A 17,673-nucleotide genomic window follows, 5' to 3' on the forward strand; every position below is an offset into this window, starting at 1 on the left:
GTTCTCTCACGAGGACTGAAGAAACTAGGAGTGGTTCACTCCGAAGGTACGCCTGTGGAGACTGCGACCGCTGTGTCCACCGATGGTGGCGATTCTTCGTCCATCGTCGTGGATGCAAGTTGCGTCACAGAAGCAGGAAGCTCCGCCCTCAATGAAGCGACGCCAGTCGCTGAGTAGGGCGGGGTAGTTCACGCCAGCAAAGAATCCGACCCGAGGAATCACCGATACGGATGCGTCTCAGTGATCGGGAGGTTCAGATTCTCGTTCGAATCGACACGACCGATCATGCCGTCGGTTCGAGTTGCTCGAGTTCGTCGAAGGCGTAATCAGGGTGATTCGTAACCAGCACGTCGGGACCGGCCTCGAGGGCGTCGCGGATGGTCCCTTTCGTATCGACGAGTTTCCAGATACCAGCCGTCTGTCCTGCAGCTTTGACCTCCTCGATGAACTCGGAGGTGAGATGCGGCGCGTAATGACAGAACGCGCCATCGGTACCGTAATCGGCGGCATCGGTTGCCAGTTGAGATGTCGGTGCCGAGCCGATCAATCCAGTCGTAACGCCACGGTTGTGCGCCGGCTCGAGTGCCTCCGTCTCGAAGGCGATGACTGTGAGCCGATCGCGCAGTCCGTATTCGGCGACCGTCTCGAGGACGGCGTCGGTGTACCCCGTCTCTTTCAACTCGAGATACAGCGACACGTCGGTTTCACTGAGCACCTCGAGCGCATCCGAGAGCGTGACGAGCGGCTCACCGTCGATTCGAGCCCCCCGTATCTCGCTCCACGGCGTGTTCTGAATCCAGCCCCGACCGGTCGAGTTCCAGTCGAGGACCGGGTCGTGAAACAAGAGGAATTCGCCGTCGCTGGTCCGTCGAACATCGAGTTCGACGCCGTCAACGCCGACCTCGAGTGCGCGCTTGATCGACGCGATCGTGTTGGGCGGTGCAAGCCCCTCCGCACCACGATGGCCGATAATCGTCGGCCGGGTGTCCGGAAGCGACTTGCTCTCTACGAGCGGTGAGAGCCCCCACACGGCAAGTGTCGACAGGCCTGCACCGGCTCCGGCCAGTAACCGCCGCCGAGAGAACGCCGGATAAACAGACTGTGACATACAGACTAGTAATCGGTCCAGCTATATGAACGTTCGACTCCCAGTGATGACGGACGGCTGGGGTGGCCATTGGTAGCAACTCCCGGTTCAATTCGGTCACCGAGCGAAATTATTTTATTGTCAACGAAGTAAACAACGAGCGTGAGTCGACTCGAGTCCGCACGGACGTGGTTGCGAGATCATCCTGTCGGTGTCGTCTTTCTGTTGCTCGTCGCCGTTCCAGCGACGCTCGCCGTCTTCTCGTTTCGACAGCCGTTTCCGATCCCTGGTGCGGTCCTCTCGGCACTCGAGGTGTTGTTCCGGCTATTCGTCTACGCACCCGTCGCCGCAGTCAGAGCAGTCCTGTTCGATCCGCTTGGTCTTGACGTGCTGTTCTCGATCGCAGGGCTCAATCAGACTGTGGTCTTGCTTATACTCCTGGGCTTTTATTACGGGCTCAGCGTCGTGATCGTCCGCGGATCTCGGTTCGTTCGTCATCGGCTCGACCTGGAGCGACAACGGCGAAACTGAGACTGTGGCTGAACCGTGTTTCGAAGCAGCGTTTCGTTCAGTCGTGTCTGAAGCTCCGTTGCCCCGTAAACGCCATCGCAATGTCGTGTTCGTCTGCGGCCTCGATCACGTCGTCGTCGTTGACCGAGCCACCGGGCTGGACGACCGCCTCGATGCCCGCCTTCGCGGCCTCCTCGATGCCGTCCGGGAAGGGGAAGAACGCGTCCGAGGCCATCACTGCGCCCTCGGCGTCTTTGCCCTCCGCGTGTTCGTCGGCTTTCATCGCCGCGAGTCGCACCGCGTCGACGCGGGAGACCTGTCCCATCCCGACGCCGACCGTCTCGGTGCCTTTCGTGAAGAGAATGCCGTTCGACTTGACGTGTTTGAGCGTCTGCCACGCGAAGACCATCGACTCGAGTTCCTCCTCGGTTGGCTCGCGTTCGGTGACGACCTCGAGGTCGTCGACCGAAACCGACTGCAGGTCGCGTTCCTGCACGAGTCGGCCGCCGACAAGCGGTTTCTCGGTGAAGCGGTCGGTTCGCTCGCCCAGCGCTCGCGGCTGTTCGCCGCTCGCATCCGAGGCGCTACGCGCCTCGCGGCCCACGTCCAGCACGCGCAGGTTGTCCTTCTCGAAGAGGACCTCGAGGGCGTCGTCGGTGTAGCCGGGCGCGACGACGACTTCCTTGAACGAGTCGATGATCTGTTCGGCAGTGTCGGCGTCACATTCGCGATTCACTGCGACGATGCCGCCGAAGGCGCTCATCGGGTCCGTCGAGAGGGCCTTCTCGTAGGCCTCGGCGATCGAGTCGGCGGTCGCACAGCCGGCGGGGTTGGTGTGTTTGATCACCGCGGCGGCGGGCTCGTCGAACTCCTTGATCAGGTTGAGCGCGCCGTCGGCGTCGTTGTAGTTGTTGTACGACAGCGCCTTCGCGCCCTCGTTGAGCTGGTCGGCGTGGACGACGCTGGCCTCGTCGCAGGTGTAGTCGGCGTAGACTGCGGCGTCCTGGTGTGGGTTCTCCCCGTAGCGGAGCGTGTCGGCGCGGTCGTCGGAGACGAATCGTCGTGCGGCCAGGCCGTTGTGGTCATCGCTCTCTGTACTCGCCACGTCGGCGTCGACGGTGACCTCGCCGGCCTCGAGGTCCACATCGACAGCGTCCTCTGCAAACCACTTCACTGCACGCGGGTACGCGCGGAACTCGCACTCGTAAAGGACGCGCTCTTTCAGGCGCTCGGCGTCGTCGCCTTCGTAGACCGGAATCGGCTCCTGCGTGACGATCGGGCCGCCGTCGACATCACTGTCGACGACGTTGCCGTCGTCGTCGGTCGCATCCGTAACCACGTGGACCGTACAGCCCGTCACGGAGACGTCCGCCTCGAGCGCGTCGCCCCAGGCGTCCATGCCGGGGAACGACGGGAGCAGCGATGGGTGGACGTTCAGCGTCGTCGGCGTCTCGGCAAGGAAGGTGTCCGAGAGGATCCGCATGTAGCCATCGAGACAGACGAGGTCGAACTCGTAGTCGGAAAGTGCCTCGAGGACTGCCTTCTCGTGCTCGCTGCGGTCCATATCCTCGGCGAGCGGGACGACTTCGGTCGGAATCCCGCGCTCGGCCGCGGCCTCGAGTACCGGTGCGTCCTCGCTGTTCGTGAGGATTACGGCGAGTTCGGCTCCGCCCGGCTGTCTGTCGGCGATGTTCAACAGGTTGCGCCCTCGGTTGCCGGCCATCCCGGCGATTCGCGTCATGGTCTGACTCCCGCCTGCAAGCATCAAAGTGGTTGCGGTCTCGATCATCGATGTATCCACGTTCGTGTATCACAACGCCACCATTTCCACACTGCCGTCTCGAGATATGCATGCTCGTGGTTCTCTCGGGCTCGTCGTTTCGATACGCTTTTGGACCGTGCTGGAAAGACTCGCACAATGACTGAGACTGACGCCCTGTACGCCGTCTCACCGCTCGACGGCCGTTACGGCAGTCGGACCGCACCACTCTCGCCGTACGCGAGCGAGGCCGCGCTCATGCGAGCCCGCGTTCGCGTCGAAGTCGAGTACCTGATCGCACTCGCCGACCTCGAGGCGACGCCGCTTGAACTCGGCCTCGAGGAACGCGAACACCTCCGCGGGCTCTACAAACACTTCGCCGAGGAGGACGCCCGACTGATCAAGAAACTCGAGACCGAGGGCCACGCCGGCTTCGACGCGACGAACCACGACGTCAAAGCCGTCGAGTACTTCGTTCGCCACCGCCTGCCCGAGGACAGCGACGCCTCGGCGTGGATTCACTTCGGACTCACGAGTGAGGACGTCAACAACCTCGCCCACCGGCTGCTCGTCCGGGATGCCGTCGACGAGGTGCTCCTGCCAGCGCTGTACGACGTCCGCGAGACGCTCGCCGAGATGGCTCGTGAGTACCGCGACCTCCCGATGCTCGCCCGCACTCACGGCCAGCCCGCGACGCCGACGACGTTCGGCAAGGAGATGGCCGTCTACGCGGCCCGCCTCGGGCGCGCGACGGGCCGGATTCGACGCGCGACCGACGAACTCAGCGGCAAACTCGGTGGGGCCTCCGGGACCTATGCGGCCCACGTCGCCGCCTATCCCGACGTCGACTGGTCGGCGTTCGCCGAGGAATTCGTCACAGGACTCGGTCTCGAGTTCGAATCACTCACGACGCAGGTCAACCCGTGTGACGACCTCGCCGCCGTCTTCGACGCGTTCCGTGGCGCAAACGACGTGCTCCTCGATCTGGATCTGGACGTGTGGCTCTACGTCTCCGATCGCTATCTCGGCCAGGAGGCCGTCGAGGGCGAAACGGGGTCGTCGACGATGCCGCACAAGGTCAACCCCATCGACTTCGAGAACAGCGAGGGAAACCTCTCGAAGGCCAACTCCGATCTGACCTTCCTCGCCGACTACATCACCACGTCACGCCTCCAGCGTGACCTCTCGGACTCGACAGTCAAACGAAACATCGGTGCCGCGTTCGCTCACTGTCTGATCGGCTACGGCAAAACGGCGTCAGGGCTCGAGAAGGTCGTCCCCAGCGAGCCAGTCATGCGCGACGCACTCGAGTCGACCCCCGAGATCATCGGCGAGGCCGTCCAGACGATCCTCCGGCGCGAGGGGCAGGCAGACGCCTACGAGCGCGTCAAGGCCGTCACCCGCGGGAAAGACGTCTCGCTCGACGACTTCCGTGAGATGTTCGACGACCTCGAGGTCGACGGGGCCGTCCGCGAGGAACTCCACGCCCTGACGCCGACGGGCTACACCGGCGTCGCGAGCGACCTCGTCGACGACCTCGAGTAAAAACGAAACCCGTTGCGGCTCGCGTCGTTAGTCGTGGTCCGGCGCAGCGTCTTCCGGAACCTGTCCCTCGACGAGCGACTGGTCGGCGTACTCCTCGCGGATGTCCTTCTTCGAGAACTTGCCCGTCGCCGTCTTCGGCACTTCCTTGATGAACTCGACCTCGTCCGGCAGCCACCACTTCGGATACTCGTCGGCGAGCAGCTCGGAGACCTCGTCGACGAGCGCCTCTCGATCAGCGTCCGCCGTCGGCACGACGAACGCGACCGGTCGCTCCTGCCAGCGCTCGTGTGGCACGCCGACGACGGCCGCCTCGGAGACGTCGTCGTGGGCCATGATCGCGTTCTCGAGTTCGACCGACGAGATCCACTCGCCGCCGGATTTGATTACGTCTTTCTCTCGGTCGACGATCTTGATGTAGCCGTGTTCGTCGACGGTGACCACGTCACCGGTCTTGAGCCAGCCGTCCTCGAAGTCCGACTCGTTCGCGTCGGGCCGTTTGAAGTACTCCTTCGTGACCCACGGGCCGCGGATCCACAGCTCACCGAACTCCTCGCCGTCCCAGGCGATCTCCTCGTCGTTTTCGTCGATGACCTTGAACTCGAGGCCGGGCACCATCAGCCCCTGTTTGCTGCGCTTGTCGACCTGCGTGTCGTAATCTGCGTCCTTCAGATCGGCTTTGAGATGCGACACCGAGCCGATCGGTGCCAGTTCGGTCATCCCCCAGGCATGGAGGACCTCGACGCCCTGATCGTCGAACCACTCGATCATCGACTTCGGGGCCGCCGAGCCGCCGACGATCACGGTCTCGAGCGTCGAGAGGTCGACCTGGTTCTCCGAACAGTACTCCATCAGGCCCAGCCAGACGGTCGGGACGCCGGCACTGATCGTCACGCCCTCGTTTTCGATGAGTCCAGCGAGGTCTTCGGGGTCCGGCGAGGGGCCGGGGAAGACCTGTTTGGCACCGCCTGCGGTCGCCGTAAACGGCATCCCCCAGGCGTTGACGTGAAACATCGGCACGACGGGCATGACGACGTCGTCGTCGGCCATCGGAATCCCCTGTGGCGTCTGGGAAGCCATCGTGTGGCTCCAGAGCATCTGCTGGGTGTACTCGACGCCTTTCGGGTTGCCGGTCGTCCCGGAGGTGTAACACATCCCTGCGGGCTGTTCCTCGGAGACGTCGGGCCAGTCGTAGTCGGTCGAGTGCTCGTCGATGAACGACTCGTAGGCGGTCGACTCGAGATCGTCGGATTCCTCGCTGCCCATGACGACGAAGTCGACATCATCGAACTCGTCGTCGGCGTCGGCGACCGCACCCGCGAGTTTCGGCGCGAGCGACTGGTCGACAAAGATCAGCTGATCGTCGGCATTGTCGACGATGTACTGAATGTGTGCGTCGGGGAGCAGCGGATTGATCGTGTGGAGCTGGGCTCCCATCGAGGGGACGGCAAAGTACGTCTCGAAGTGTCGCGAATGGTTCCAACAGAACGTGCCGACGCGGTCGCCTTCCTCGATCCCGTACTCGTCGAGTGCGTTCGCGAGTTGGGCTGTCCGGTCGTCGTACTCACTGTAGGTGTATCGCTGCAGTCCGTCGTGATTTCGGGAGACGACCTCCGTGTCGGAATACAGTTTGGCTGCACGCCACAAAAACGGTCGAAGTGTTTGGTCAGTTCCAGCAGGCATCTTCATCTCATTCAGAGGCACAAACAGTGCATTATTCTTTTTATACGTTGAGTGATATTTGCACGCACAGTAACTTTCTAGTCGGCCGGTTTGACAGGCCAGACGGGCGAACTGTTCGCTCGAGCACACTCTCTCAAGTCGGGTCGTATTGAGCGCGAGTAAACTTGAGAGCTGTTTAGATACGTTGTCCAGATCGTTTGAACATCTTTTTTGGTGGAGCCAACGACCGAGACGTATGTTCTCGACCCAGTGGCTGCTGAGTGCAGTTCCGCCACGCGTTCGTGCGCTCGGGCTCTGTCTCGGCCTCGGAATCGCCGGCTGGCTGACTGGGTTTGCGGCGACGCTCGGCGTCGAGGGTCATCTGCTCGTCGTTGGCTACCGTGCCCAAACCGTTACTCAGATCGCGTCATCGGTCGCGTTCAACCTCGTCGGTGCTGGCGGCCTCGCGCTGACGTACCTCCTCTTGCGTCGTAACGGATTCGATCGGACGTTCATCCTCGAGTTCCTTCGGCTTCGAATCCCTGATCGCTGGGATCTGGTATGGATCGTTGCCGGCCTGTTCGGCGCGTTCGTCGTCGCGATCAGCTACCAGCTGGCGATCGACCTGTTCGACCCGTTCGGCGCGGGGGGTGAGGGAACGACACACTCAGGCATCGAGCAGGGACGTGAGTACCCCCTCTTGTTGTTGCTCGGCATCCCGATCGCCATTCTACTCACCGGACCCGGCGAGGAGTTACTCTACCGTGGAGTCATCCAGTCACGCCTCGGTGAGACGTTTCCGACCGCGCTGGCAGTCGCGCTCACCGCAGTCGTGTTCGCCGTCGTCCATCTTCCCGTGTATCTGGGCAGCGATATCGGTGCTGTGTTCGTCAGTCTCGGGACGGTCACGGCACTTGGCCTGTATCTTGGCGTTCTCTACGAACTGTCCAACAATCTGGTCGTTCCGGCCCTGGTTCACGGCGGATTCAACGCTGTCGTCTATCTACAGAACTTCCTCCAGTATATGTGACGACGCGTGGAGACGTCCGTTCTCACTCGTTCGAGTCACACTCCCGATCAGTGTCGATCTCCCACTCCCAGTCGTCGACGTCCCACTCATCGGTGGTCGCTTCATCTCGCCACCGCGCCTCGCCACCGGCTTGGCCGTTCCACTCCATACTCGAGTCGCGAGCCGTCTCGAGTCCACGATCGCTCGGTGTGGCCGTCGTGGACTCCAGTTCGTTCGCAGTCGCGTCGTGCTCGTTCGAACGCCAAATCTCGGAGTCGACTGCGTTATCAGTTTCCCACTCGACGCTCGATCCATCGGCCGTCGCTGAATCCGCTGTCGACCCGTCTTTGAAGCCGTTGCCAGCACGGTCGTGGTGCTCATCATCACTGCCGATATCGAATCGCCGTCTCACAACGGCTCCGATCCCGACAGTTGCCACTCCCAGCACTACGACCGTGCCCAGAACCGGCACGAGTTGGCTTGAGGCGATGACGACCGTTCCAATTACGAGAGCCAGCCAGAGCGACGGCGACTCGCGGCCGAATCGACTAACAAGCCAGTTTCCGACGGCGATACCGCCGAAACAGCCGCCGACGACCAGCAATATGGCCCAGAGAACCAGTCCCGGGAGGGAAACAACGGCTCCGACCGCGAGGAGTGCCGGGTGCTCGAGAATCGTCATGGCAAACAGCGGCACCGAGACGACGACGAGAAGCCCGAAGAAAACGACGAAGCCGACCGGGAACACCCGATCTAGCTGTGCTGTGATATCGTCTCGAATCGCTCGCGTACTCGAGGGAAATCGCGCGATCACGAGTCCACCGACCACGAGGGTAAGGAGCGTCCAGCCGGCCGCCACACCGAGTGCTCGAGCGACGTCTGAGACGGCAACGGCGAGCACGCCGTCGCTCGAGGTTGTGGCAACGACTGTCGGTCCCATGTGCGTCACGTCAGCGCCGACGACAGCAGGAAACACGAATTGATGTATACGTAATCCAGTACCGACAAAAACCGTGCGGTCGTGGCGATTGACGACGACGCCTGTGAGCCCGACAGCGATGCGTGAACGCGGGCTCGGCGAGTGGTGAAAGCAAAACCGATTTGTTCAGTTACACCCAACGATCGGTAACGGGTGATGCGATGATCGACTATCTCTATCCGGAAATCGCCACGGCCGCACTGTTCGCGCTGACGATCCTCGGGATGATCGCACTACTGTATATATCCACCAAATTATAAGCTGGTAGACACCTGTCACGGTCGCCACGGACCTCGAGGCGAGGTACAACGGGAACGGCCGGCAGTAACAGGGACACGACGTGTGTTATCGCAGACGGGTCGATCCGACCGGATATACATCGCGACGGAATCACTGAAAGGCATGGACTATCTCCTGTGGGTCGCCATTGCGCTCGTCGCCTACGGGTTGGTTCCGCCGCTGACGAGCGTCGTCACGACGGCCGTGCCACCAGCAGTCGCATTGTTTCTCTCCACGGCGGTGTTTCTGACCCTCACGCTCGGCGTCCTCCTCGTGACGGGAACCGCCGACCCGACGGACGTGACGACGCCAGCCGCGGGGTACGTCTACGTGGCCGGCCTCTTTCTCGCCGTCGGCATTCTCGCGTACTACTCCGCACTCGAGGCCGGCCCAGTGAGCGTCGTCGTCCCGGTCTACGGGCTGTTTATTGTCGGCAGCTCCGTCGTTGGCATCGTCTTTCTCGGCGAGGAGTTGACCGGCACCCGCGCTGCCGGCATCGCGATGGCCGTACTCGCGATCTATCTGGCCGCGAGTGGTGATCGCTGATGCGACGGTATCTCGCCCTCTCGGTGGTTGCCTGTCTCACCTACAGTCTCGTGGCCCCGCTGCTATCGATCGCCATGACTGACATCCCGAGTACGACCGCCGTTTTCCTCTCGAACGCGGTGATGCTCGTCACCGTCGGGCTCGTGATCGTCGTCCGAAATCTGCCGGTACAGCCCTATCTCACCCACCGATATAGCCCCCACATCCTCGCGATGGGGTGTCTGTTGGCCGTCGGCCTCTTGAGTTACTATCGCGCGCTCGCACTCGGTCCCGTCAGCATCGTCGTCCCGATCTTCGGGCTGTTCATCGTGATCAGTTCGGTCGTCGGCATCCTCGCGTTCGAAGAGGCCGTCACGCCCCGCAAAGTGGCTGCTATCGCGGCCAGCGTGCTCGCAATCGTGTTGATGGCGATCTGAGGAACAGTCTCGGCGTCGAAAACTCGTCTTCGTTACTCGAGCAACGCCGCGAGCGTCGCCTCGAGGGCGTCTGCAGCGGCTTCTACCTCGGCGACTTGAACGTACTCTCGTGGCGCGTGGGCGACGGCTCCGTCGTCGTCGGCGAGCACACCGGGGCCGAAGACGACCGTCGGCGCATCCGCCGCGAAATACGACGCTTCCGTCGCCGCAGTAAACGGCCGCACGTCGCCGCCGGCGGCGTCCGCGAGCAGGTCGACGACCCGCGCGTCGGGGTCGGTATCCCAGGCCTCGAGAAACGGCGTCGGTCGGTCGGTAAACCGGAACTCGACGCCGATATCGTCGGGCACCGCCGTCTGCAACTGGTCGGTCAGTGCAGCATGGAACGCCTCGGCCGTTTCCGGGGGCACGCTCCGGCGGTCGACCGTCAGCGCGCAGTCGGCCGGCACCTGATTGGTCGCGTCGCCGCCCTCGACGACCGTCGGCGTCAGCGTTGCCGCGCCGAGTTGGGAATGCGTCGGTGGCGCGTCCTCGCGGTCGCCGAACGTCCGGATCGCCTCGAGGACGCCCTCGAGGGCGGCGACGGCGTTGACACCGGTATGGGGTTCGGCCGCGTGGGCGTTGGCCCCTGTCAGGTGGATCGTGCCCTGAAAGCGACCTTTCGCCGCCGTACAGACGTCGAGGTTCGTGGGTTCGCCGACGATCACGGCGTCGGCGTCACGCGTGGGGCAGTCGTCGCCCGTTACGAGTTCGTACGCGCCCGTCGAGAGCACTTCCTCGTCGGGCGTGATCGCGAGCGTGACGCGGCCGTCGATGGGATCGACCGCAAAAAAGGCAGCTAGCAACGCGGCGAGCGGTCCTTTCGCGTCACACGACCCGCGACCGCGGATCACGTCGCTCCCGCCGGCTTCCACCCCATCTCGGTCGCGTTCGAACGAGACGTGCGGCGAGACGGTGTCGATGTGTGTGTTCAACACGACGTGCGTGTCGGCGTCGGCCGAGCCACGAGTCGCGAGCACGTTCCCACCGTCGTCGACGCGGGGCTCGATGCCGTGGACCTCGAGCGTCTCACAAAGGAACTCCCGCATCGGGCTGACGTCCTCGTGGGAGGCCGTCTGGACGGCCGTCTCGAGGAAATCGATCGGGTCGAACGGCTGGTCGCCGACGTCGCTGGCGCTGTCAGTGACCGCCGCGTCGGATCGGTCCCCAGTCACTGTTTGGCCGGCGATTCGAGGGCGAGTTCGCCGTCGAACTCGTGTTCGACGGGACCGGTAAGCGTCGCGCGACCGCGATCGTTGAAGCTGACCTGCAGGTCGCCACCCGGCGGAGCGACGTGGACCGGATCGGCGTCGGTAAGCCCGAGCCGGCGTGCGGCGACGGCGATGGCGACCGCGCCGGTGCCACAGGAGTCGGTTTCGCCTTCGACACCGCGCTCGAAGGTTCGCTGGCGGAAGCCGCCATCACCGTCGGAGCTGGCGATCGTCACGTTCGTTCCTTTCGGGAAGACATCGGCGTGACGAACCGGCGGGGCGATCGCCTCGAGGTCGACATCGTCGACGTCGTCGACGAACGCGACGGCGTGGGGGACGCCGGTGTTGACGACGGAAACCTCGAGGCCTTCGATCGGCTCCTCGAAGACGGGTTCGTCGGCGTCGACAGGGACGTCGTTGGGGGCAAACGTCGGCGTCCCCATCTCGACGGTAATCCCGTCGTCCGTGCGATCCGCACGCAGGGTGCCCGCCTGCGTGTCGATCATGACACTGTCCGTGTCGGTGCGTTGCATGGCCCACTCGGCGGCACAGCGTGCGCCGTTGCCACACATCGGGGCCGTCGAGCCGTCGGGCTGGACCAGCGTCATCACGACGCGTGGCGGGTTGAAGTCCTCCTCTAAGGCGAGATAGAGGATCCCATCGGCACCGACGCCGGTGTCGCGGTCACACTCGCGTTTGGCGAGTGCGGCCCGATCGGGGACGTATTCGGCCGCATGGATGATCAGAAAGTCGTTGCCGGTGCCGTGGTACTTTTGGAATGGAACGGTCATCGTTCGGTAGGCTGTCTTGCTGTCGGGAGTCGGGGGTGGTTCAGGGCCGGGTAGTCGTCTGGCGCGTCCTCGCTTCGTCGAGGCGGGTACGTCGATCGCTTTCGCGCCCGCGGCGATCGAGATGAATCAACTCTCGCGTTCGACGCTGGTAACGTCATCGATCGTTTCGCGTCGACGGGCGAGTCGAACCGTGCCGTCTTCGATGACGACCGACGCGGGCCGGGGTCGAGAGTTGTACTGGTTGGCCATCTCGTAGCCGTACGCGCCGGCGTTGCCGATCGCGAGGAGATCCCCGCGTTCGCTTTCGGGGAGTTCGCGGTCCGTACAAAAAACGTCCCCGCTCTCGCAGATCGGGCCGGTGATCGTCTGTGCAGTCGTCCCACGGCTGCGGTCGCCGTCGCTCGAGTCGGCCTCCGTGTCGGCAGTGAGATTTCGAATCGGATGGTACGCGTCGTACATCGCGGGCCGGAGCAGCGTCGTCATGCCGGCGTCGACACCGACGAGCGTCGTCTCGCGTGCGTCCTTGACCGTATTGACCTCGGTCAACAGGACGCCGGCGTCGGCGACGAAGTAGCGGCCGGGTTCGATCGTCAATTGCGCGTCTACGTCGCCGACTGCCTCGCGGGTCGCCTCGGCGACCGCCTCGAGATCCAGTGGCGCGTCGGCCTCGCGGTAGGGGACACCGAAGCCACCACCGATGTCGACGAACTCGAGGTCGCCGACCGCCGCCGTGACTGACCGGGCTAGCTCACCCATCCGCGAGACGAACTCCCGGTGGGCGTCGAGTTGGTCGCTCGAGACACCAGAGCCGACGTGGGCGTGGATACCGACGACGTCGAAGCCGCGGTCGGCAGCATCTGCGAGCACATCGACGGCGCGTTCGGCTGGGACGCCGAACTTCGCGTTCGCACCGGTCTGGACCTTCTCGTGGTGTCCGGCCCCGATCCCGGGGTTGACCCGGAGGCAGAGTCGCCCGTCGTAGCCGCGCTCTTCGAGGCGGTCGATCGTGTCCTCGGCCCCAGCAGTGATCGTCAACTCGGGGTACGCTTCCCAGGCCTCGACAGCGATGTCGAGATCGCCCGCGGGCGGGTTGACGGCCGTATAATGGACGTCGGCCCCGCTGTCGGTCACGACGAGTGCACGCGATAGTTCGCCGGCCGACGCACACTCGAGGCCGATCCCCGCCTCGTGGAGCGTCTCGAGGGCGTCGCTAAGTGCGTTCGCCTTCACCGCGTAGAGAATCTCGGCGTCGGGAAACGCGGACTCGAGTCGGCGCGCGTTTTCCCTGACTCGATCGAGATCGAGGACGTACAACGGCGTTTCGTACTCTCCCGCAAGGGACTCGAGTCTCGTCGGCTCCCACGCTGTCAGCCGGCGAACCGCCGGCAACCCCTCGAGTGTCGTCATTACCGCTTGTACGTAACCGCGCGAAGTCAAGACTTTGGATTCGAAAGCGCACAGAGCCGACGCGACATTTACCAGAAATGAGGCGAGAATGCCCCTTCCTCAAGGAGCGAACGGAGCATCGCGGAGTGAGCGAGTAGGGTGGGGTGGTTCACTCGGCCGGCTGTGGTTCTGCGACCACCGCCTCGTCTTCGATCACCGTCCCGTCGGGCAACTCGAGTTCTGGCTCTCGGCCGACGGTGAACAGCCGTTCGGTGAGCGTGAGTTCCTCGGCTTTCGGGCTCGGTTTCTCGACCGCCTCGTAGTCGACGACGATGCCGCCAGCCTCGGGTTCGGCAGCGATACGGACCGTACACAGCTGGTAGGACGGGTAAAACACCGGCGGGAGGATGCCGGTGATCCCGTCGCGTCGATGGAGGCGTTTGAGCCACGTCCCAGTGTTGACGGCCACGCCACCCTCGAGTTCCTGGAGTCGCGGGCGGTGGGTGTGGCCGTAACAGAAGATGGCTGTCTCCGGGCGCTCGTCGAAGATTTCGCGGGCTGCTTCGGCATAGGGTGTCTCAGCATCCACGGTGAGTTCGGTCTCGAAGACCCCAAATCGGCTGATCGTCTGCCTGACGTCCCGGCGGATGAAATACAGCGGGATGCCGACGAGCAACACCAGCCCGGTAACCGTGACGTTGACCGCAAGCAGGTACCAGATCGCCGTGCCGGCCGTGCCGAACTGGCTGAGAAACGCCGTCGCCCGGTCGATCGGCATCGACCAGATGTTCGCAGCGTCGAGTCCCGCCAGGATGACGAGGAGGATGCTGATGTTGAACAACAACAGAAACGGGACCAGCGCGTACCGAAGCAGCGGATTCATCTCGCGATAAAAGTACTTCGAGAGGAGCCACACCGGCATCCGTTCGGTGGGTGTCACCGCTTGTACGTCTTTCAGCCAGTTGTACCGCCCCCGATCGGAGAGCTGTCCTGCGCGGCTGGTGACGAGCGTATTATAAAAGTACCCGAGCGGCGTCGCGTACGGGTTTCCCCAGTCTTCGATCCGGTTGTTCGGGTCCTGTTGATGGCCGTGCTCGAAGTGAATCGTCCGGCTGCCGACCGGCCGCGTGATCGATTGTGCCTGGACGAGGTCGACGTTGTACTCGGCAAAGCGCTCGACGTACTCGTCGTAGGCGGCCAACTCGTGGTCGTGATTGCCCGGGACCATCGTGATCTGGATGTTCTCCCCGGTCGCCCGGAACTGCTCGAACAGCTCCGGATACGTCTCCTCGAGCGCGTCGAACTTCTCGATTCCCGAAATCCGGGTAAACTCCCACAGCCCGAACGCGTCGCCGTTGATCACCAACTCGGCCGGCTCGTCGGTCTGCTCGAGTCGCTCGAGAAAGTCCAGCAACTCGTTGAGAAACTCGACCTCCTCGAGTTGCTCGTCGCCGCCGATGTGGAGATCACTGATGATGTAGTAGACCCGATCACCGTCGGTCGTTCCCATTAGGCCAGCCTCTCGCTCGAGTATAAAAACGATTTCGTGTTCGTGACCGCGCCCTCGCGCGGCTTGGATACTCCTACTCTCGGAGCGCGTCTTCGCGTTCGGTCGCCTCGAGGGTTTCCGTCTGGAGGTCGGTCGCGACGACGGCGGGTTTGTACGCGCCGCCCTCGAAGAGGTCGTGGTCGCTGATCGAGGATTCGACGAAGCGAGTAAAGGCGCGTCTGTCGGCGGGCAGTTCACCGTAGAGCACTTCCTCTTCGACGAGGTCGTAGACCGGAATGCGCGGTGTCAGCAGCGTGTTCTCGCCGACGACGCTGTTCTCGCCGACGACAAAGCCACTGGTGACCCGACAGCCAGCGCCCAGCGAGACGTTGTCCTCGATGATGACCGGTGCGTTCTCGACTGGCTCGAGCACGCCACCGATGAGGGTGTTCGCACCGAGTTTGACGTTGGCCCCGATCTGAGCACAGGAGCCAACCGTATCACAGGAGTCGACCAGCGTGCCGTCGCCGACGTGGGCACCGATGTTGACGAACGCCGGACTCATCAGGATACAGTCCGAGCCGATGTGGGCACCGCGGCGGACAACGGTGCCGTCGGGCGTGTTGCGGCTCCCCCGGTCGCCGTAGTCGCTCGAGTCAGCCAGCGGGAGGACGTCGTTGTACGTGACGCCGCCGTACTCGCGGGGCTCGGTCGCGCGCAGGCCGAAGTTGAGCAGAATGCCCTGTTTGACCCACTCGTTTGCCGCCCACGCGTCGCCGTGTTTCTCGGCAGCGCGGATCTCGCCGGCCTCGAGGGAATCGAGGAAGGCGTCGAGGGTCGCGTGTTCGTCCTCGCCGGCAGTGTCGGCGCTGATCTCGTCGTTCTGGTACTCTCCCCACAGCTCCGTGATTTCGCTCTCGAGTGCGCTCATTCGGCAATCACGTCCGCAAAGTCGTACCAGCCTGCCTTCTGTCCAGCGATCCACGCTGCTGCATCGACGGCTCCCGCCGCGAAGACGCCGCGATCCTCGGCGCGGTGGGTGAGCCGAACCTCCTCGTGGTTGCCCGCGAGGAGCACTTCGTGTTCGCCCGTGATATCGCCGGCACGGAGCGCGTGGACGCCGATCTCGCCAGCCTCGCGCGGCTGTTCGCCCTCGCGGCCATGCGTGCGCTCGGTGAACTCACCGTTGGCCTCGATCTCGGTGAGCAAGCGGTTTGCGGTGCCACTCGGTGCGTCCCGTTTCGAGTTGTGGTGGGTCTCGACGAGTTCGACGTCGTACCCCGGCAGGTTTCGGACGGCCTCGCCGACGACGTTCAGCAGGGCCTGGACCCCGCGGGCGAAGTTCGGCGCGTGGAGGACGGCAACCTCTTCGCTTGCCTCCTCGAGGGCCTCGAGGTGGGCGTCGTCGAAGCCGGTCGTGCCAGTGACGAACGCGACGTCGGTCTCGGCGCAGGCTGTGGCGTACTCGACGGCAGACTCGGGCCCAGTGAAATCGATCACGGCCGTCGGTTCGCGCTCGGCGAGCAGTGAGTCGAACACGTCTGCGGATTCGATCTCGACGCCGTCGACCGTCTCACCGTTTGGCTCCCGGTTGACGGCGAAGACAACCTCGCAGTCGGCGTGGTCGTCCACGGCGGCGATCACTTCTCGGCCCATCCGGCCCGTCGCGCCGGTGACGCCGACTCGGACCGTCATCGATCACCCTCTCCGCTGCCGTCTGCGACCGCGGTCGGTTCGGCCTCGAGGTCGGCGAGGACGGCCTCAAGCTCATCGCGGTACTCCTCGGCAAGTCGGGTCAGCGGCGAGCGCATCCGTGCTGGGCCGTAGCCCCGAATCTCCATCGCTTCCTTGACCGGGATCGGGTTGGTCTCGACGAACAGCGCCCGGAACAGCGGCCCGAGTTCGTGGTGAATCGCTCGAGCGCGGTCGTAGTCGCCGTCGAGGGCTGCATTGACCAGCGCACACGTGCGCTCGGGTTCGATGTTCGCGGAGACGCTAATGGTTCCCGTGCCGCCGACGGAGACGACCGGCAGGGTGAGCGCGTCGTCGCCCGAGAGGACGGCGAACTCCTCGTCGGCCGTCCGCTCTGCGATCTCACCGATCTGGCCGAGGTCGCCGCTTGCAGCCTTGAACCCAGCGATGTTCTCGTGGCTCGCGAGTTCGACGACGGTGTCGGGCTCGATGTTCTGGCCCGTCCGCGAGGGGACGTTGTAGACGATCTGTGGGAGATCAACTGCGTCCGCGATCGTCCGATAATGTTCGACGAAGCCGCGCTGTTCGGGCTTGTTGTAATACGGCGAGATCAGGAGCAGGCCGTCAGCGCCGGCCTCGGCGGAGCGCTCGGAGAGTTCGAGCGCCTCGCGGGTGTTGTTCGACCCGGAGCCTGCAATAACGGGGATGTCGTCGACGGCCTCGATGACCGCTTCGACGACCTCGACGTGTTCGTCGTGAGTCAGCGTCGCGGATTCGCCCGTCGAGCCGACGGGAACGAGTCCGTCGACGCCGGCTGCCTCGAGTCGCTGGGCGTCGGCCTGCAGGGTTTCGAAGTCGATACTTTCGTCGTCGTTGAACGGCGTACACATCGCGGGGAAGACGCCGGTGAGGTCGATAGTGGATGTCATGGGTTGTCTATTGCTGTGTGGGTCGGTCGTTGGCTACTTGATTATGGTGATTCACGCGCACTGAGTCGAACTCGAGGCGCTGCTCGAGTCCAGTGGGTTCCAACTCGCACCCGGGACGGGGTCGCTACGCCCGCCTCGAGCACACTCAGACGCGTTTACGTTTCGAAAAGTGAGAAACGGCGTCGCTCACGACGGACGTCTCGGTTCGGTGAGCGACGTGACGCATATCCGACCGATTGGGCTCGAGTAACTTAGCCGTTGTGTCTTCGATCAGTACGTCTACTGTGTCAGTGTCACACACTACCAATCCCTTTCGCGTAATTTATCCCGAAGCAGTACGTATCTTTGAC

Annotated in this window: 16 protein-coding genes and 1 pseudogene; 6 read left to right on the top strand and 11 right to left on the bottom strand. The window is 63.6% G+C overall.

Translation table 11 applies throughout. The annotated features are described in order from the left end of the window. Window positions 1–177 (top strand): annotated as a pseudogene (locus BW940_RS22505) (RNA-guided endonuclease TnpB family protein); the annotation flags it as partial. A 106-nt stretch (window positions 178–283) separates the two neighbouring features. On the opposite strand, the gene BW940_RS09405 reads toward BW940_RS22505, so the two are convergent. Beyond that, window positions 284–1,108: a glycerophosphodiester phosphodiesterase gene (locus BW940_RS09405; RefSeq protein ID WP_084776746.1), complete on the bottom strand. Its 825-nt coding sequence runs from the start codon at window positions 1,106–1,108 to the stop codon at window positions 284–286. Between the two features lie 141 nt (window positions 1,109–1,249). Between BW940_RS09405 and BW940_RS09410 the strand changes: the two genes are divergently transcribed. Then, window positions 1,250–1,618: a hypothetical protein gene (locus tag BW940_RS09410; protein ID WP_076608956.1), complete on the top strand. Its 369-nt coding sequence runs from the start codon at window positions 1,250–1,252 to the stop codon at window positions 1,616–1,618. 37 nt (window positions 1,619–1,655) lie between these two features. Here BW940_RS09410 and purH read toward each other — a convergent pair whose 3' ends face one another. Continuing rightward, window positions 1,656–3,338, bottom strand: a complete 1,683-nt coding sequence (gene purH / locus BW940_RS09415; RefSeq protein WP_076609184.1) for a bifunctional phosphoribosylaminoimidazolecarboxamide formyltransferase/IMP cyclohydrolase — start codon at window positions 3,336–3,338, stop codon at window positions 1,656–1,658. A 177-nt stretch (window positions 3,339–3,515) separates the two neighbouring features. On the opposite strand from purH, the gene purB reads away from it, so the two are divergent. Further along, a complete protein-coding gene (gene purB / locus BW940_RS09420; protein WP_076608957.1) occupies window positions 3,516–4,901 on the top strand; it encodes an adenylosuccinate lyase in 1,386 nt (461 codons plus the stop codon). 27 nt (window positions 4,902–4,928) lie between these two features. Here purB and BW940_RS09425 read toward each other — a convergent pair whose 3' ends face one another. Then, the gene (locus BW940_RS09425; RefSeq protein ID WP_076609185.1) at window positions 4,929–6,581 is read right to left on the bottom strand and encodes a long-chain fatty acid--CoA ligase; all 1,653 of its coding nucleotides are present in this window, start codon (window positions 6,579–6,581) and stop codon (window positions 4,929–4,931) included. A 235-nt stretch (window positions 6,582–6,816) separates the two neighbouring features. Here BW940_RS09425 and BW940_RS09430 point away from each other — a divergent pair, with 235 nt between their 5' ends. Further along, window positions 6,817–7,590 (top strand): CPBP family intramembrane glutamic endopeptidase, encoded by a 774-nt coding sequence (locus BW940_RS09430; protein WP_076608958.1) that lies wholly within the window; start codon window positions 6,817–6,819, stop codon window positions 7,588–7,590. 22 nt (window positions 7,591–7,612) lie between these two features. Here the strand turns inward: BW940_RS09430 and BW940_RS09435 are convergent, their stop codons facing one another. Next, a complete protein-coding gene (locus BW940_RS09435; protein WP_076608959.1) occupies window positions 7,613–8,545 on the bottom strand; it encodes a hypothetical protein in 933 nt (310 codons plus the stop codon). A gap of 405 nt (window positions 8,546–8,950) precedes the next feature. Between BW940_RS09435 and BW940_RS09440 the strand changes: the two genes are divergently transcribed. Together BW940_RS09440 and BW940_RS09445 are read left to right on the top strand one after the other, a co-directional pair. Then, entirely contained in the window at window positions 8,951–9,373 is a 423-nt protein-coding gene (locus BW940_RS09440; RefSeq protein WP_076608960.1) for an EamA family transporter, read from the top strand. Beyond that, complete coding sequence (locus tag BW940_RS09445) at window positions 9,373–9,789, top strand: EamA family transporter (RefSeq protein ID WP_076608961.1); 417 nt, start codon at window positions 9,373–9,375, stop codon at window positions 9,787–9,789. The genes BW940_RS09440 and BW940_RS09445 overlap by 1 nt, the downstream gene beginning before the upstream one ends. A 32-nt stretch (window positions 9,790–9,821) precedes the next feature. Here BW940_RS09445 and BW940_RS09450 read toward each other — a convergent pair whose 3' ends face one another. The 7 genes from BW940_RS09450 to dapA form a co-directional block, all read right to left on the bottom strand. Next, window positions 9,822–11,000 (bottom strand): M20 family metallopeptidase, encoded by a 1,179-nt coding sequence (locus tag BW940_RS09450; protein ID WP_076608962.1) that lies wholly within the window; start codon window positions 10,998–11,000, stop codon window positions 9,822–9,824. Continuing rightward, window positions 10,997–11,827, bottom strand: a complete 831-nt coding sequence (gene dapF / locus BW940_RS09455; RefSeq protein ID WP_076608963.1) for a diaminopimelate epimerase — start codon at window positions 11,825–11,827, stop codon at window positions 10,997–10,999. Before dapF ends, BW940_RS09450 begins: the two co-directional genes overlap by 4 nt. Before the next feature lie 126 nt (window positions 11,828–11,953). Then, a complete protein-coding gene (gene lysA, locus BW940_RS09460; RefSeq protein WP_076608964.1) occupies window positions 11,954–13,234 on the bottom strand; it encodes a diaminopimelate decarboxylase in 1,281 nt (426 codons plus the stop codon). Window positions 13,235–13,382: 148 nt separating this feature from the next. Beyond that, entirely contained in the window at window positions 13,383–14,723 is a 1,341-nt protein-coding gene (locus tag BW940_RS09465) for a metallophosphoesterase (RefSeq protein WP_076608965.1), read from the bottom strand. Window positions 14,724–14,796: 73 nt separating this feature from the next. Further along, window positions 14,797–15,633: a 2,3,4,5-tetrahydropyridine-2,6-dicarboxylate N-succinyltransferase gene (locus BW940_RS09470; protein WP_076608966.1), complete on the bottom strand. Its 837-nt coding sequence runs from the start codon at window positions 15,631–15,633 to the stop codon at window positions 14,797–14,799. Beyond that, on the bottom strand, window positions 15,630–16,397 hold the full coding sequence (gene dapB / locus BW940_RS09475; protein WP_076608967.1) for a 4-hydroxy-tetrahydrodipicolinate reductase: 768 nt from the start codon (window positions 16,395–16,397) through the stop codon (window positions 15,630–15,632). Before dapB ends, BW940_RS09470 begins: the two co-directional genes overlap by 4 nt. Continuing rightward, window positions 16,394–17,323 carry a 4-hydroxy-tetrahydrodipicolinate synthase gene (dapA, locus tag BW940_RS09480; RefSeq protein WP_076608968.1) on the bottom strand — a complete coding sequence of 310 codons (930 nt, stop codon included), beginning with the start codon at window positions 17,321–17,323 and terminating at the stop codon, window positions 16,394–16,396. Before dapA ends, dapB begins: the two co-directional genes overlap by 4 nt. Between the last annotated feature and the right edge of the window lie 350 nt (window positions 17,324–17,673).

The sequence above is a fragment of the Natronorubrum thiooxidans genome (assembly GCF_900156475.1).
Lineage (GTDB): Archaea > Halobacteriota > Halobacteria > Halobacteriales > Natrialbaceae > Natronorubrum > Natronorubrum thiooxidans.

Coding starts and splice junctions, on each gene's coding strand:
- BW940_RS09425 (WP_076609185.1), bottom strand. CDS start 6,581: ATGCCTGCTGGAACTGACCAAACACTTCGACCGTTTTTGTGGCGTGCA.
- BW940_RS09405 (WP_084776746.1), bottom strand. CDS start 1,108: ATGTCACAGTCTGTTTATCCGGCGTTCTCTCGGCGGCGGTTACTGGCC.
- BW940_RS09445 (WP_076608961.1), top strand. CDS start 9,373: ATGCGACGGTATCTCGCCCTCTCGGTGGTTGCCTGTCTCACCTACAGT.
- BW940_RS09470 (WP_076608966.1), bottom strand. CDS start 15,633: ATGAGCGCACTCGAGAGCGAAATCACGGAGCTGTGGGGAGAGTACCAG.
- lysA (WP_076608964.1), bottom strand. CDS start 13,234: ATGACGACACTCGAGGGGTTGCCGGCGGTTCGCCGGCTGACAGCGTGG.
- BW940_RS09465 (WP_076608965.1), bottom strand. CDS start 14,723: ATGGGAACGACCGACGGTGATCGGGTCTACTACATCATCAGTGATCTC.
- BW940_RS09440 (WP_076608960.1), top strand. CDS start 8,951: ATGGACTATCTCCTGTGGGTCGCCATTGCGCTCGTCGCCTACGGGTTG.
- purB (WP_076608957.1), top strand. CDS start 3,516: ATGACTGAGACTGACGCCCTGTACGCCGTCTCACCGCTCGACGGCCGT.
- BW940_RS09430 (WP_076608958.1), top strand. CDS start 6,817: ATGTTCTCGACCCAGTGGCTGCTGAGTGCAGTTCCGCCACGCGTTCGT.
- dapF (WP_076608963.1), bottom strand. CDS start 11,827: ATGACCGTTCCATTCCAAAAGTACCACGGCACCGGCAACGACTTTCTG.
- dapA (WP_076608968.1), bottom strand. CDS start 17,323: ATGACATCCACTATCGACCTCACCGGCGTCTTCCCCGCGATGTGTACG.
- purH (WP_076609184.1), bottom strand. CDS start 3,338: ATGACGCGAATCGCCGGGATGGCCGGCAACCGAGGGCGCAACCTGTTG.
- dapB (WP_076608967.1), bottom strand. CDS start 16,397: ATGACGGTCCGAGTCGGCGTCACCGGCGCGACGGGCCGGATGGGCCGA.